A 14,245-nucleotide genomic window follows, 5' to 3' on the forward strand; every position below is an offset into this window, starting at 1 on the left:
TCTCCTCGCAGCCCAGCGCGGTGGCGCTGGTCGAGGAGTATCCCACCAAGCTCGTCGTCACCCGCACCATGAGCAAGGCATTCGCGTTCGCCGGCGGGCGGCTCGGCTACCTGATCGCCACGCCGGCGATGATCGACGCGATGCTGCTGGTGCGGCTGCCCTATCACCTGTCGTCGGTCACCCAGGCCGCGGCCCGGGCCGCGCTGCGGCATGCCGACGACACCCTGGGCAGCGTCGCCACCCTGATCGCCGAACGGGAACGCGTCACGGGGGCTCTGAGCGGCATGGGTTTTCGGGTGATTCCGAGCGACGCCAACTTTGTGCTGTTCGGCGAGTTCGCCGACGCGCCGGCCACCTGGCAGCGCTACCTGGAGGTCGGCATCCTGATCCGTGACGTCGGGATTCCCGGCTACCTGCGCGCCACCACGGGGCTGGCCGAGGAGAACGACGCCTTCCTGCGCGCCAGCGCCCAGATCGCGGCCACCGAATTGGCCCCCGCCACCTCTGTAGGAGCCCAGTGACAGGCAAAGCGACGCGGCGCGCGCGTATCGAACGCCGCACCAAGGAATCCGACATCGTCGTCGAGCTCGACCTCGACGGCACCGGTCAGGTGCACGTCGACACCGGCGTGCCGTTCTACGACCACATGCTGACGGCGCTGGGCAGCCACGCCAGCTTCGACCTGACGGTGCGCACCAAGGGCGACGTCGAGATCGAGGGGCACCACACCATCGAGGACACCGCGATCGCGCTGGGTCAGGCGCTGGGGGAGGCGCTGGGCGATAAGAAGGGGATCCGCCGGTTCGGGGACGCCTTCATCCCGATGGACGAGACGCTGGCCCACGCCGCGGTCGACGTGTCCGGCCGGCCCTACTGCGTGCACACGGGGGAGCCGGATCACCTGCAGCACACCACGATTGCCGGCGGTTCGGTGCCCTACCACACCGTCGTCAACCGGCACGTGTTCGAAACGCTGGCCTCCAACGCCCGGATTGCGCTGCACGTGCGCGTCCTGTACGGCCGCGACCCGCACCACATCACCGAGGCCCAGTACAAGGCGGTGGCCCGCGCGCTGCGCCGGGCCGTCGAGCCCGACCCCCGGGTGTCGGGCGTGCCCTCCACCAAAGGTGTTCTGTGACAAGCAAATCGGTCGTGGTCCTGGACTACGGCTCGGGCAACCTGCGGTCGGCCCAGCGCGCGCTGCAGCGGGTCGGCGCGTCGGTCGAGGTGACCGCCGACGCGGGCGCCGCCGCGGCCGCAGACGGGCTGGTGGTGCCGGGGGTCGGCGCCTTCGAGGCGTGCATGACGGGCCTGCGCAAGATCGCGGGCGAGCGGATCATCGCCGAGCGGGTGGCCGCCGGGCGCCCGGTGCTGGGCGTGTGCGTCGGCATGCAGATCCTGTTCGCCCGGGGGGTCGAATTCGGGGTGGAGACGAAGGGGTGCGGGCAGTGGCCGGGGGCCGTCACCCGCCTGGACGCCCCGGTGATCCCGCACATGGGCTGGAACGTCGTGAATTCCGGGCCGGGCACCGTGCTGTTCAAAGGGCTGGACGCCGGCGCCCGGTTCTACTTCGTGCATTCCTACGCCGCCCAGCGCTGGGAGGGTTCGGCCGACGCGGTGCTCACCTGGGCGAAACATCAGGTGCCGTTCCTGGCAGCGGTCGAGGACGGGGCGCTTTCGGCCACCCAATTCCACCCGGAAAAGAGCGGCGACGCCGGCGCGGCCGTGTTGAGCAATTGGGTTGAGGCACTGTGAACACTTGCACTTTCTGTGCGCGGGAGGCGCTGTGTTGATTCTCTTACCGGCCGTCGACGTGGTCGGCGGCCGCGCGGTGCGCCTGGTGCAGGGCAAGGCCGGCAGCGAAACCGAGTATGGCTCGGCGCTGGACGCCGCGCTGGGCTGGCAGCGCGACGGGGCCGAGTGGATCCACCTGGTCGACCTGGACGCCGCGTTCGGGCGCGGCTCCAATCGCGCGCTGCTCGCCGAGGTGGTGGGCAAGCTCGACGTGCAGGTGGAGCTCTCCGGCGGGATCCGCGACGACGACTCCCTGGCCGCGGCGCTGGCCACCGGCTGCGCACGGGTCAACCTGGGCACCGCGGCGCTGGAGAACCCGCACTGGTGCGCGCGGGCGATCGGCGAGCACGGCGACAGGGTCGCCGTGGGGTTGGACGTCCAAATCATCGACGGCGAGCACCGGCTGCGCGGCCGCGGCTGGGAGACCGACGGCGGCGATCTGTGGGAGGTGCTGGAACGGCTTGACGGGCAGGGCTGTTCGCGGTTCGTGGTCACCGATGTCACCAAGGACGGCACGCTCGGCGGCCCCAATCTCGACCTGCTGGCCGCGGTGGCCGGCCGCACCGAGGCGCCGGTGATCGCGTCGGGCGGCGTTTCCAGCCTGGACGACCTACGCGCCTTGGCAAACCTAGCCACCCGCACCGACCGCGGGGTCGAGGGCGCCATCGTGGGCAAGGCGCTCTACGCCGGGCGGTTCACCCTGCCGCAGGCCCTGGCCGCGGTGAGGGCGTAGCCACATGGACCTGAACGCGCTGGTGTCCGTGGCAGCCACCATCCTCGACGCCGCCGTGCCGCGCTTCCTGGACGGCCACCGCGCCGATTCCGCGGTTTCCAAGAAGGGCAACGACTTTGCCACCGAGGTCGACCTCGCGATCGAGCGACAGGTCGTCACCGCGCTGCAAGCAACCACCGGCATCGGCGTGCACGGCGAGGAGTTCGGCGGCACCGACGTGGACTCGCCGTGGGTGTGGGTGCTGGACCCCGTGGACGGCACGTTCAACTACGCCGCCGGATCGCCGATGGCCGCGATCCTGCTGGCCCTGCTGCACGACGGCGATCCGGTGGCCGGCCTGACCTGGTTGCCCTTCATCGACGAGCGCTACACCGCCGTCGCGGGTGGCCCGCTGGTCAAAAACGGCCAGCCGCAGCCGTCGCTGGACACCACGGAGTTGGGTGACAGCCTCGTCGCGGTCGGAACGTTCAGCGCCGACTCGCGGGGCCGGTTCCCGGGACGCTACCGGCTCGCGGTGGTGGAGAACCTGAGCCGGGTGTCCTCCCGATTGCGCATGCACGGGTCGACCGGGATCGACCTGGTCTACGTCGCCGACGGAATACTCAGTGCAGCAATAAGTTTCGGCGGCCACGTGTGGGACCACGCCGCCGGGGTGGCGCAGGTGCGGTCCGCGGGGGGCATCGTCACCGATCTGGCCGGTAAACCGTGGACCCCCGCGTCGGACTCGGTGCTGGCGGCGGCGCCCGGCGCGCACGGCGAGGTCCTCGAGATCCTGCGCGCCGTCGGCGATCCGGAGGACTACTGAGATGTACTCGGGTACCGGCCTTGCCGTGCGCGTGATCCCGTGCCTGGACGTCGACGCCGGGCGGGTGGTCAAGGGGGTCAATTTCGAAAACCTGCGCGACGCCGGCGATCCCGTGGAACTGGCCGCGGCCTACGACGCCGAGGGCGCCGACGAGCTCACCTTCCTGGACGTGACCGCGTCCTCGTCGGGCAGGGCGACGATGCTGGAGGTGGTGCGCCGCACCGCCGAGCAGGTGTTCATCCCGCTCACGGTCGGCGGCGGGGTGCGCACGGTCGCCGACGTCGACACGCTGCTGCGCGCCGGGGCCGACAAGGTTTCGGTCAACACCGCCGCGATCGCCCGCCCCGAGCTGCTGGCGGAAATGGCAACGCAGTTCGGCTCGCAGTGCATCGTGCTGTCCGTCGACGCCCGCACGGTTCCCGCCGGATCGGCGCCGACACCGTCGGGCTGGGAGGTCACCACCCACGGCGGCCGCCGCGGCACCGGCATCGACGCCGTGGAGTGGGCTGCCCGCGGCGCCGATCTGGGGGTCGGCGAGATCCTGCTCAACTCGATGGACGCCGACGGCACCAAGGCGGGGTTCGACCTGCCGATGCTGCGCGCGGTCCGCGCGGCGGTCACGGTGCCGGTGATCGCCAGCGGCGGCGCCGGGGCGGTCGAACACTTCGCCCCCGCAGTCGCCGCCGGCGCGGATGCGGTGTTGGCGGCCAGCGTCTTTCACTTCCGCGAGCTGACAATCGCGCAGGTCAAGGCCGCCATGGCCGCGGAAAAGATCACGGTCCGATGACGCTCGACCCGACGATCGCAGCGCGCCTGAAGCGCAACGCCGACGGGCTCATCGCCGCCGTCGTGCAGGAGCGCGGCACCGGCGACGTGCTGATGGTCGCATGGATGGATGACGCCGCGCTGGCCCGCACCCTGGAAACCCGTGAGGCGACCTACTATTCGCGATCCCGCGCCCAACAGTGGATCAAGGGCCAGACGTCGGGCCACACGCAGCGCGTCCACTCGGTGCGACTGGACTGCGACGGCGACACCGTGCTGCTGACGGTCGACCAGGTTGGCGGCGCCTGCCACACCGGCGACCACAGCTGCTTCGACGCCGACGTGCTGCTGGATCCATTGGATTAGCCCGGCGCGACGTTCAATCCCTGGGCCGCGGCTATGGCCGCGCGGGCCCATTCGTGGCGGAACACCGCCGGCGAGATGCGGTCACGGCGAATCATCTCGAGATCGATGGCCTTCCCCGTGATCACGGCGTTGGGCACCCGGAAGGAGTAGGCCGGCTCGTCGGTGGCCACGGCCAGGATGGCGTCGCTGTCGGTGAAACTGTTGGCCACCATGGTGTCCTCGGCCCACTTGAACGGCTTGAGACCACCGAAGTTGTGGACGTACACCACCCAGAGCCGGGTGCCGCGTCCGTTGCGGAGATTGGTGAGGGCCCGGTTCACCGCGTCGTACTCGAGGGGGCCGAGCACGCCGGCCTGGTCGTTGATCTGGCCCGACAGCGTGATGCCCGGCGCCGGCGGGGGTGCAACGGCGTTGCCGGGCGACGGCGGAGCGGCCGACCGCGCGGGGGCGCTGGTGTTGTGCTGGTGGTTTCGGGCGCCGAGCGCGCGGACCCCGAAGTACGCGCCAACGGCGACCACGACGACGGCGACGAGCGCCCCGATCACCACCGCCGGTCCCCGGGAGCCGCCGCGCGCCTTGGGCGGGGCCGGGGACGGGCTTTGGGGCTTGGCGATGACCTCGGTCGGTGCCGGGATGACCTGGGTGGCACTGGCTGCCACCTTGGATGCGGACGTGTCGAGCTGGCTGCCGAGCGCCGCCGCGAACTCGGCGCACGTCGGGTAGCGGTCTTCGGGTCTCTTGGCCAGGGCCTTGGCGATGGGGCCGTCGAGGTCGGCCAGTTCGGGCCGGCGCTCGCTGATGTGCGGCGGCGGCGCGGACAGGTGCTGGGTGATGACAACCGCGGGGTTGGAGTGACGGAACGGGGCTGACCCGGCCAGCAGGTCAAAGGCGGTGCAGCCGAGTGCGTACTGGTCGGCCCGCCCGTCCAGGTCCGCACCCTGCAATTGTTCGGGGGCGCAGTACGCGGTGGTGCCCACCAGCATGTTGGTCGCGGTCAGCCCGCTGATGTCGCCCAGCTCGCGGGCGATGCCGAAGTCGGCGAGCAGGATCCGTCGCCGGGGGCTCGCGTCGGTGAGCAGGATGTTGGCCGGTTTGACGTCACGATGCAGCAGGCCGCGCTCGTGGGCGTAGTCGAGAGCGTCGGCGACGGCCGAAATGATCTCGACCACATCGGGTTTCGGCATCCCGGAGGGATACTTCGTGCGCAGCAATTTCGCGGCGTCGGTTCCCTCCACGTAGTCCATCGAGATCCATAATTGCCCGTCATATTCGCCGCGGTCGTGGATGCCGACGATGTGCTCGTTGTACAGGCTCGCGGCCAGATCGGCCTCGCGGTTGAAGCGTTGGCGAAATTCGTCGTTGCCGGTCAGCTCACGCGGCAAGATCTTCAGGGCGTCGCGGCGGGGCAGCCGCGGGTGCTGCGCCAGATACACGTGACCCATGCCGCCGGACCCGAGACGCCGAATGATCGTGTATCCGGCGAACACCTGTCCCTCGGCCAGGCCTTCGCCGCGGCCTCCGCTTTCTGGCATGTGAGCATGCTACTGAGGCCGGGGCCGCGGCAAACGCCGAATTGTGATGCGCGCCCGCACGGCGGGCGCTGGCCGGCGCCTTCGGTGAGAATGGCGGGCGATGCTGAAACGGCTGTCCTGGGCCTCGTGGAGCACGGTGGTGCCGCTGATTGCCGTCGTCGTGCTGACGGCCACCTGGGACGAGCACCTGGGGCCGATACTGGTCACGCTGCAGGCCGTGCTGTTGATCGGGGCCGTGCTGGCCGCCGTCCAGCACGCGGAAGTGGTCGCGGCCCGCGTCGGGGAGCCGTTCGGGTCCCTGGTGCTCGCGGGCGCGGTGACCATCATCGAGGTGGCCCTCATCGTCGAGCTGATGGCGTCCGGCGGCAACGAGACGGCCACGCTAGCTCGGGACACCGCGTTTGCCGCGTTCATGATCACCACCAATGGGATCGCGGGTTTGTCACTGTCGTGGGGCTCCCGGCGGTACGGCGTGACGCTGTTCAACGCCGAGGGCAGCGGGGCCGCGCTGGCCACGCTCACCACGCTGGCGACGCTGAGCCTCGCGCTGCCCGCGTTCACCACCAGCCACCCGGGCAAGGAGTTCTCGCCCGGCCAGCTGACCTTCGCCGCGGTCGCCTCGCTGCTGCTGTACCTGCTGTTCGTCTTCACCCAGACGGTCCGGCATCGCGACTTTTTCCTGCCCGTCGCGCAGCGGGGCCAGAAAAGGATCTTCGAGGAGGATGAAAACCACGCCGACCCGCCGAGCGCCCGGTCGGCGCTGGTCAGCCTGCTGTTGCTGCTGGTCGCCCTGGTTGCGGTCGTCGGCCTGGCCGAACAGGAATCGCCGGCCGTCGAGCGCCTGGTGACCGCCGCCGGATTTCCCCAGACGTTCGTCGGGGTGGTGATCGCGATGCTCGTGCTGCTCCCCGAGACGCTGGCGGCCGTGCGCGCGGCCCGGCGCGGCCGCATCCAGACCAGCCTGAACCTGGCCTACGGCTCGGCGATGGCAAGCATCGGGCTGACCATCCCGGCCATCGCGCTGGCGAGCGTGTGGCTGAAGGGACCGCTGGTGCTCGGCCTGGCGCCCACCCAGCTGGTGCTGCTCGCGCTGACGGTGGTGATCAGCATGCTGACCGTCGTGCCCGGCCGGGCCACCAGGCTGCAGGGCGAGGTGCACCTGGTGTTGCTCGCCGCCTACCTGTTCCTGGCGGTCATCCCCTGAGAGGTGGCGTCCCGCCGGCGCCAGCAGGCAACTTTGGAAAGCGGTATCACCTGCGCTACCGGATTCTTAGACCGTGTGGTGGTGTTGCCACGGTGCTCATGTGACGGATGCGGCTGGTGGGTACCTACGCCGAAGACCGGGCCCGCAGCGTCTGAAGCGCCTTGTCGGCGTGGGTGTCCATGTTGAATTCGCTCGAGATGACGTCGAGCACCCTGCGATCGGTGTCGATGACGAAGGTGGTGCGCTTGACCGGCATCAGCTTGCCCAGCAGGCCGCGCTTGACGCCGAACTGGGCGGCGACGGTGCCCTCGGTGTCCGACAGCAGCGGGTAGTCGAACTTTCGCAGTTCGGCGAACTTGGCCTGCTTCTCCACGGGATCGGCGCTGATGCCGACCCGGTTGGCCCCGACGGCGGCGAATTCCGAGGCCAGGTCGCGGAAGTGGCAGGCCTCCTTGGTGCAGCCGGGCGTCATCGCCGCGGGGTAGAAGAACAACACCACGGGCCCGTCGGCGAGCAGGGCGCTGAGCTTGCGGGGCGTGCCCGTCTGGTCGGGGAGCTCGAAGTCGGCCACGGTGTCACCAGGTTTCATGCCGCGAGCGTAACCCCACTGCGAATTTCGGCGCAGAAAAGCGCAGCCAGGTTATGCTCGCGGGCTGCCCGGCCCCATCTGGGAGGATGGTTCGGTGCACGCCCACCTCGCCGCCACCACCTCACGGGAGGAGTTCCGCCACCTCGCCGCGGAGCACCGTGTGGTCCCGGTGACCCGCAAGGTCTTGGCCGACAGCGAGACTCCGCTGTCGGCCTACCGCAAACTCGCCGCCAACCGGCCGGGCACGTTTCTGCTCGAGTCCGCCGAGAACGGCCGGTCGTGGTCGCGCTGGTCGTTCGTCGGCGCGGGGGCGCCGTCGGCGCTGACCGTGCGCGACGGCGAGGCCGTGTGGCTGGGCGCAGTGCCGCAGGACGCGCCGACGGGAGGCGACCCGCTGCGGGCGCTGCGGGACACCCTCGAGCTGCTGGCCACCCGGTCCACAAACGAGGCCATGCCGGGGCTGCCGCCGCTGTCGGGCGGCATGGTCGGGTTCTTCGCCTACGACCTGGTGCGGCGCCTGGAACGGCTGCCCGAGCTGGCCGTCGACGACCTGCGGCTACCCGACATGCTGCTGCTGCTGGCCACCGACCTGGCCGCCGTCGACCACCACGAGGGCACCATCACGCTGATCGCCAACGCGGTGAACTGGAACGGCACCGACGAGCGCGTCGACGAGGCCTACGACGACGCGACCGCCCGGCTGGATGTGATGACCGCGGCGCTGGGCCAGCCGCTGCCCTCGACGGTGGCCACGTTCGGCAGGCCCGAGCCGCGGTATCGGGCGCAGCGCAGCGTCGAGGAATACGGCAAGATCGTCGACTACCTCGTCGAGCAGATCGCCGCCGGCGAGGCCTTTCAGGTGGTGCCCTCGCAGCGCTTCGAGATGGACACCCACGTCGATCCCATCGACGTGTACCGGATGCTGCGGGCAACCAACCCCAGCCCGTACATGTACCTGTTGCACGTGCCGAACAGCGCTGGGGCAACGGACTTTTCGATCGTCGGATCCAGCCCCGAGGCGCTGGTCACCGTCGCCGACGGCTGGGCGACGACGCACCCGATCGCGGGAACCCGCTGGCGCGGGCACACCGACGAGGAGGATCAGCTGCTGGAAAAGGAATTGCTGGCCGACGAAAAGGAACGGGCCGAGCACCTGATGCTGGTCGACCTGGGCCGCAACGACCTCGGCCGCGTCTGCACGCCCGGCACCGTGCGCGTCGACGACTACAGCCACATCGAACGCTACAGCCACGTCATGCACCTGGTGTCGACGGTGACCGGGATGCTCGGGAAGGGCCGGACCGCGTTGGACGCGGTGACGGCATGCTTCCCGGCGGGCACGCTCTCGGGCGCGCCCAAGGTGCGGGCCATGGAGCTGATCGAAGAGGTGGAGAAGACGCGCCGCGGCCTCTACGGCGGGGTGGTCGGTTACCTCGACTTCGCCGGCAACGCCGACTTCGCGATCGCCATCCGCACCGCGCTGATGCGCGACGGCACCGCCTACGTTCAGGCCGGCGGCGGGGTGGTGGCCGACTCCAACGGCCCCTACGAATACACCGAGGCCTCCAACAAGGCGCGGGCGGTGCTCAACGCGGTGGCGGCCGCCGAGACGCTGACGGCGCCACCGCCGGGCCGCAATGACTGATTCCCGCCCGGCTCGCGCGGGGCGGGTCACGATCGTCATCGCCCAACTGCTGCTGCTGGTGGGCGCGGGGGCGCTGTGGGTGGCCTCGCGATTGCCGTGGGTGGTGGTCCGCTCGTTCGACGGGCTGGGCCAGCCGAAGCAGGTGGCGCTGTCCGGCGCCACGTGGTCGACGGCGCTGCTGCCGTTGGCGCTGCTCCTGCTGGCCACCGCCGTGGCGGCGCTCGCCGTGCGCGGCTGGCCGTTGCGGGTGCTGGCGGGGCTGCTGGCGGCGGCCAGCCTCGCGGTCGGTTATCTCGGCATCAGCCCGTGGGTGCTTCCGGACGTGGGGGTGCGCGGCGCCGAGCTGGCGCACGCCCCGGTGATGTTCCTGGTGGGCAGCGAGCGGCGCTACTGGGGGGCCGCGATCGCGGTGGCCGCGGCGGTGTGCACCCTGGCCGCGGCCGTTCTGCTGACGCGGTCGGCCCGCGAAAGCGCAACGAAATACGCCGCGCCCGCGACCCGCCGATCGAATACGCGACGCGAGGATGCCGCCGGGGCGATGCCGGAGGGGCGGGACAAGCCGGAGATGTCGGAGCGGATGATCTGGGATGCCCTTGACGAGGGACGTGACCCGACCGAGCGGGCCCGCGACTCCGACACCGAGGGTCGGTGACGGGCCGCGAGGCGGCGGTCGCTACCCTTCATTCACGTCATCGAAATCGGCTAAGTAATCGTGGCGGCAGTCTGATGGCAGTGGGAAGGAACGACAGGCATGAGTCCGGCATCCGTGCTTGACTCCATCCTCGAGGGAGTCCGGGCCGACGTTGCCGCGCGCGAAGCCGTTGTCAGCCTGACCGAAATCAAGGCGGCCGCCGCCGCCGCGCCGCCACCGCTGGACGTGATGGCCGCCTTGCGCGAGCCCGGTATCGGCGTCATCGCCGAAGTCAAGCGCGCCAGCCCGTCGGCGGGTTCACTAGCGCCCATTGCCGATCCGGCGAAGCTGGCCCGGGCGTACGAAGACGGCGGCGCCCGGATCATCAGCGTCCTGACCGAGGAGCGCCGCTTCTGCGGCTCGCTCGACGACCTCGACGTGGTGCGGGCCGCGGTCTCAATCCCGGTGTTGCGCAAAGACTTTGTGGTGCAGCCATATCAGATCCACGAGGCGCGCGCGCACGGCGCCGACATGCTGTTGCTCATCGTCGCCGCGCTGGAACAGTCGGCGCTGGTGTCGATGCTGGACCGCACCGAATCGCTCGGCATGACGGCCTTGGTCGAAGTGCACACCGAGGAAGAAGCCGACCGGGCGCTGAAGGCGGGGGCGAACGTGATCGGCGTGAACGCGCGCGACCTCGCGACGCTGGAAGTGGACCGGGATTGCTTCGCCCGCATCGCGCCCGGGCTGCCCAGCAAGGTGATCCGGATCGCCGAATCCGGTGTGCGCGGCACCGGAGACCTACTGGCCTACGCCGGCGCGGGCGCCGACGCGGTACTGGTCGGCGAGGGTCTGGTCAAAAGCGGTGACCCCCGGGCGGCGGTTGCCGATCTGGTCACCGCGGGCACCCATCCGTCCTGCCCGAAACCGTCTCGCTAGCCGCCGATGAGTTGTCCCCGCGTCGAGCATTGGTGATGGTAGACCTGTCCCGCCCGGAGCTTCCGCTTTCGAGTGCGGCCATCGCCGAACCCACCCGTCACGACCCCGATCCGGGTGGTCATTTCGGCGGCCCCGGTGGCTATGGCGGGCGCTACGTCGCCGAGGCGCTGATGGCGGTGATCGAAGAGGTCACCGCCGCCTACGAGAAGGAACGCGTCAACCCCGACTTCCTGGACACCCTCGACGAGTTACAGGCCAACTACACGGGCCGCCCGTCACCGCTGTATGAGGCGGCCCGGCTGTCCGAGCACGCCGGCTCGGCGCGGATCTTTCTCAAGCGAGAAGACCTGAACCACACCGGTTCTCACAAGATCAACAACGTGCTCGGCCAGGCGCTGCTGGCCAAGCGAATGGGCAAGACCCGGGTGATCGCCGAGACCGGGGCCGGGCAGCACGGCGTGGCCACGGCCACCGCGTGCGCGCTGCTCGGGCTGGATTGCGTGGTCTACATGGGCGCCGTTGACACCGCCCGCCAGGCGCTCAACGTGGCCCGGATGCGGCTGCTGGGCGCCGAGGTCGTCTCGGTCGAGACCGGGTCCAAGACGCTCAAGGACGCCATCAACGAGGCGTTCCGGGACTGGGTTACCAACGCCGACAATACGTACTACTGCTTTGGCACCGCGGCCGGACCGCATCCCTTCCCGACCATGGTGCGTGACTTCCAGCGCGTCATCGGCCTGGAGACCCGCGTGCAGATCCAGGCGCAGGCGGGCCGGCTGCCCGACGCCGTCACCGCCTGCGTCGGGGGCGGATCCAACGCCATCGGGATCTTCCACGCCTTCATCGATGACCCCGGGGTGCGGCTGGTCGGGTTCGAGGCGGCCGGCGACGGCGTCGAGACCGGCAGGCACGCGGCGACTTTCAGCGGCGGATCGCCCGGGGCGTTCCAGGGGTCGTTCTCCTACCTGCTGCAGGACGAGGACGGCCAGACCATCGAATCCCATTCGATCTCAGCGGGTCTGGACTATCCGGGCGTGGGCCCCGAACACGCCTGGCTCAGGGAGACCGGACGCGCCGAGTACCGGCCCATCACCGACGCCGAGGCGATGGACGCCTTCCGCCTGCTGTGCCGTACCGAAGGCATCATCCCCGCCATCGAATCCGCGCACGCGGTGGCGGGCGCCCTCAAGCTCGGCGCTGAGTTGGGCAGGGGCGCGGTCATCGTGGTCAACCTGTCGGGCCGTGGCGACAAGGACGTCGAGACGGCCGCGAAGTGGTTCGGTCTGATGGGGTCCGGCGAGCAATGACCGTGCAGCAGAGCGAGGCGAGCCGGCTGGGGCCGACTTTCGATTCCTGCCGCCGGGACGACCGCGCGGCGCTGATCGGTTACCTGCCCACGGGCTACCCCGACGTGCCGACCTCCGTGGAGGCGATGATCACCCTCGTCGAATCTGGTTGCGACATCATCGAAGTCGGCGTGCCGTATTCGGATCCGGGCATGGACGGCCCGACGATCGCCAGGGCGACCGAGGCCGCGCTGCACGGGGGAGTGCGGGTCCGGGACACGCTGGCCGCGGTCGAGGCGATCAGTGCGGCCGGCGGCCGCGCGGTGGTGATGACCTACTGGAACCCGGTGCTGCGCTACGGCGTTGACGCGTTCGCCCGCGACCTGGCCGCGGCCGGCGGCCACGGCCTGATCACTCCCGACCTCATCCCCGACGAGGCCGGGCAGTGGCTGGCGGCCTCCGAGGAGCATCGGCTGGATCGCATCTTCCTGGTGGCGCCGTCCTCGACGCCGCAGCGGCTGGTGACCACGGTCGAGGCGTCGCGCGGCTTCGTCTACGCGGCCTCGACGATGGGTGTGACCGGGGCGCGTGACGCGGTGTCGCAGGCCGCACCCGAACTGGTGCGCCGGGTGCGGGCGGTGTCCGACATACCCGTCGGCGTCGGCCTGGGCGTGCGGTCGCGGGAACAGGCCGCGCAGATCGGCAGCTTCGCCGACGGTGTCATCGTCGGCTCCGCGCTGGTGTCGGCGCTGGGCGACGGCGGTTTGCCCGCCCTGCGCGCACTGACCGAGGAACTGGCCACGGGTGTGCGGCAACGGGCGGCCGCCTCGTGACCCGCGTGCTCGCCTATTTTCCCAGCCCGCCGCGGGGTGTGTGGCACCTCGGGCCGTTGCCGATCCGCGCCTATGCGCTGTTCATCATCACCGGCATCGTGGTGGCGCTGATGATCGGCGACCGGCGCTGGGAGGCCCGCGGCGGCCAGCGCGGCGTGATCTACGACATCGCCCTGTGGGCCGTGCCGTTCGGATTGGTGGGCGGCAGGCTGTATCACCTGGCCACCGACTGGCGGACCTATTGGGGCCCGGGCGGCGCCGGATTCGGCGCGGCGCTGCGAATCTGGGACGGCGGCCTGGGCATCTGGGGCGCGGTGGCGCTCGGCGGCGTCGGGGCGTGGATCGCCTGCCGGCGTCGGGGAATTCCGCTGCCGGCCTTCGCCGACGCCATTGCGCCGGGAATCATCCTGGCGCAGGCAATCGGTCGGCTCGGCAACTACTTCAACCAGGAGCTCTACGGCCGGGAAACCACGGTGCCGTGGGGTTTGGAGATCTTCTACCGGCGCGACCCGTCCGGATACGTCGACCCGCATTCGCTGGACGGCGTCTCGACCGGGCAGGTCGCGTTCGTGGTGCATCCGACGTTCCTCTACGAATTGATCTGGAACGTCCTGGTTTTCGTGGCACTGATCTACGTCGACCGGCGGTTCAAGTTCGGCCACGGGCGGCTGTTCGCGCTGTATGTCGCGGCCTACTGCGTCGGGCGCTTCGGCGTCGAGTTGCTGCGCAACGACACCGCCACGCTCATCGCCGGGATTCGGATCAACGTCTTCACATCGACTTTCGTGTTCATCGGTGCCGTGGTGTACATCATCCTGGCGCCGAAGGGCCGCGAGGACCCCGCGACCCTGCGTGGCACCGACCACGCGGCCGAGGAAGCGCCGGCACCCGAGCCGGAAGCTGAAGAAGAACCCGAGCGGATAACCGGCGCTTCGGTTGCGGCGGCGGCCGCGGTGGCTGGTGCGGTGGCGGCGGGCAGGACGGCGAGCAGGCTGATTCCGCGGAGGCGGCCGGCACCGGTGACATCCGCGGGGGCGGAAGCCGAGGCCGAGACCGTAGAAGCCGACGCCGAAGTTCCGAAGGTGGAGGCCGAAGAGGCTGAAACCGCCGAGGCTCAAGTCGC

General features: G+C 70.3%; 16 protein-coding genes. 14 read left to right on the forward strand and 2 right to left on the reverse strand.

Annotated features, from left to right (window positions below):
- The 7 genes from VMD50_RS26905 to hisI form a co-directional block, all read left to right on the forward strand.
- A partial coding sequence (locus VMD50_RS26905) for an aminotransferase class I/II-fold pyridoxal phosphate-dependent enzyme (RefSeq protein ID WP_325432519.1) occupies positions 1-521 on the forward strand: 521 nt, incomplete at its 5' end.
- A complete protein-coding gene (hisB, locus tag VMD50_RS26910; protein ID WP_325432521.1) occupies positions 518-1,138 on the forward strand; it encodes an imidazoleglycerol-phosphate dehydratase HisB in 621 nt (206 codons plus the stop codon). The genes VMD50_RS26905 and hisB, both read left to right, overlap by 4 nt.
- Positions 1,135-1,755, forward strand: a complete 621-nt coding sequence (hisH, locus tag VMD50_RS26915; RefSeq protein ID WP_325432523.1) for an imidazole glycerol phosphate synthase subunit HisH — start codon at positions 1,135-1,137, stop codon at positions 1,753-1,755. The genes hisB and hisH overlap by 4 nt, the downstream gene beginning before the upstream one ends.
- Before the next feature lie 31 nt (positions 1,756-1,786).
- A complete protein-coding gene (priA, locus tag VMD50_RS26920) occupies positions 1,787-2,527 on the forward strand; it encodes a bifunctional 1-(5-phosphoribosyl)-5-((5-phosphoribosylamino)methylideneamino)imidazole-4-carboxamide isomerase/phosphoribosylanthranilate isomerase PriA (protein ID WP_325432525.1) in 741 nt (246 codons plus the stop codon).
- A 4-nt stretch (positions 2,528-2,531) separates the two neighbouring features.
- Complete coding sequence (locus VMD50_RS26925) at positions 2,532-3,332, forward strand: inositol monophosphatase family protein (RefSeq protein WP_325432527.1); 801 nt, start codon at positions 2,532-2,534, stop codon at positions 3,330-3,332.
- A 1-nt stretch (position 3,333) separates the two neighbouring features.
- Positions 3,334-4,119, forward strand: a complete 786-nt coding sequence (gene hisF, locus VMD50_RS26930; protein WP_325432529.1) for an imidazole glycerol phosphate synthase subunit HisF — start codon at positions 3,334-3,336, stop codon at positions 4,117-4,119.
- Entirely contained in the window at positions 4,116-4,463 is a 348-nt protein-coding gene (gene hisI, locus VMD50_RS26935) for a phosphoribosyl-AMP cyclohydrolase (protein ID WP_325432531.1), read from the forward strand. The genes hisF and hisI overlap by 4 nt, the downstream gene beginning before the upstream one ends.
- On the opposite strand, the gene VMD50_RS26940 is transcribed toward hisI, so the two are convergent.
- Complete coding sequence (locus VMD50_RS26940; protein ID WP_325432533.1) at positions 4,460-5,995, reverse strand: serine/threonine-protein kinase; 1,536 nt, start codon at positions 5,993-5,995, stop codon at positions 4,460-4,462. The two genes, hisI and VMD50_RS26940, sit on opposite strands and share 4 nt — an antisense overlap.
- Positions 5,996-6,095: 100 nt before the next feature.
- Here VMD50_RS26940 and VMD50_RS26945 point away from each other — a divergent pair, with 100 nt between their 5' ends.
- Positions 6,096-7,199: a calcium:cation antiporter gene (locus VMD50_RS26945; RefSeq protein WP_325432535.1), complete on the forward strand. Its 1,104-nt coding sequence runs from the start codon at positions 6,096-6,098 to the stop codon at positions 7,197-7,199.
- A gap of 124 nt (positions 7,200-7,323) precedes the next feature.
- Here VMD50_RS26945 and VMD50_RS26950 read toward each other — a convergent pair whose 3' ends face one another.
- Positions 7,324-7,788 (reverse strand): peroxiredoxin, encoded by a 465-nt coding sequence (locus VMD50_RS26950; protein ID WP_325432537.1) that lies wholly within the window; start codon positions 7,786-7,788, stop codon positions 7,324-7,326.
- 94 nt (positions 7,789-7,882) lie between these two features.
- Between VMD50_RS26950 and VMD50_RS26955 the strand changes: the two genes are divergently transcribed.
- From VMD50_RS26955 to VMD50_RS26980, 6 genes are all read left to right on the forward strand, one after another.
- Entirely contained in the window at positions 7,883-9,433 is a 1,551-nt protein-coding gene (locus tag VMD50_RS26955) for an anthranilate synthase component I (protein WP_325432539.1), read from the forward strand.
- Positions 9,426-10,085, forward strand: a complete 660-nt coding sequence (locus tag VMD50_RS26960; RefSeq protein ID WP_325432541.1) for a TIGR02234 family membrane protein — start codon at positions 9,426-9,428, stop codon at positions 10,083-10,085. Before VMD50_RS26955 ends, VMD50_RS26960 begins: the two co-directional genes overlap by 8 nt.
- A gap of 99 nt (positions 10,086-10,184) precedes the next feature.
- On the forward strand, positions 10,185-11,003 hold the full coding sequence (trpC, locus tag VMD50_RS26965) for an indole-3-glycerol phosphate synthase TrpC (RefSeq protein WP_325432543.1): 819 nt from the start codon (positions 10,185-10,187) through the stop codon (positions 11,001-11,003).
- Between the two features lie 35 nt (positions 11,004-11,038).
- The gene (gene trpB, locus VMD50_RS26970; RefSeq protein ID WP_325432545.1) at positions 11,039-12,310 is read left to right on the forward strand and encodes a tryptophan synthase subunit beta; all 1,272 of its coding nucleotides are present in this window, start codon (positions 11,039-11,041) and stop codon (positions 12,308-12,310) included.
- A complete protein-coding gene (gene trpA, locus VMD50_RS26975; RefSeq protein WP_325432547.1) occupies positions 12,307-13,122 on the forward strand; it encodes a tryptophan synthase subunit alpha in 816 nt (271 codons plus the stop codon). The genes trpB and trpA overlap by 4 nt, the downstream gene beginning before the upstream one ends.
- On the forward strand, positions 13,119-14,245 hold a 1,127-nt coding region (locus VMD50_RS26980), incomplete at its 3' end, for a prolipoprotein diacylglyceryl transferase (protein ID WP_325432549.1). The genes trpA and VMD50_RS26980, both read left to right, overlap by 4 nt.

The sequence above is a fragment of the Mycobacterium sp. genome (genome assembly GCF_035506235.1).
Lineage (GTDB): Bacteria > Actinomycetota > Actinomycetes > Mycobacteriales > Mycobacteriaceae > Mycobacterium.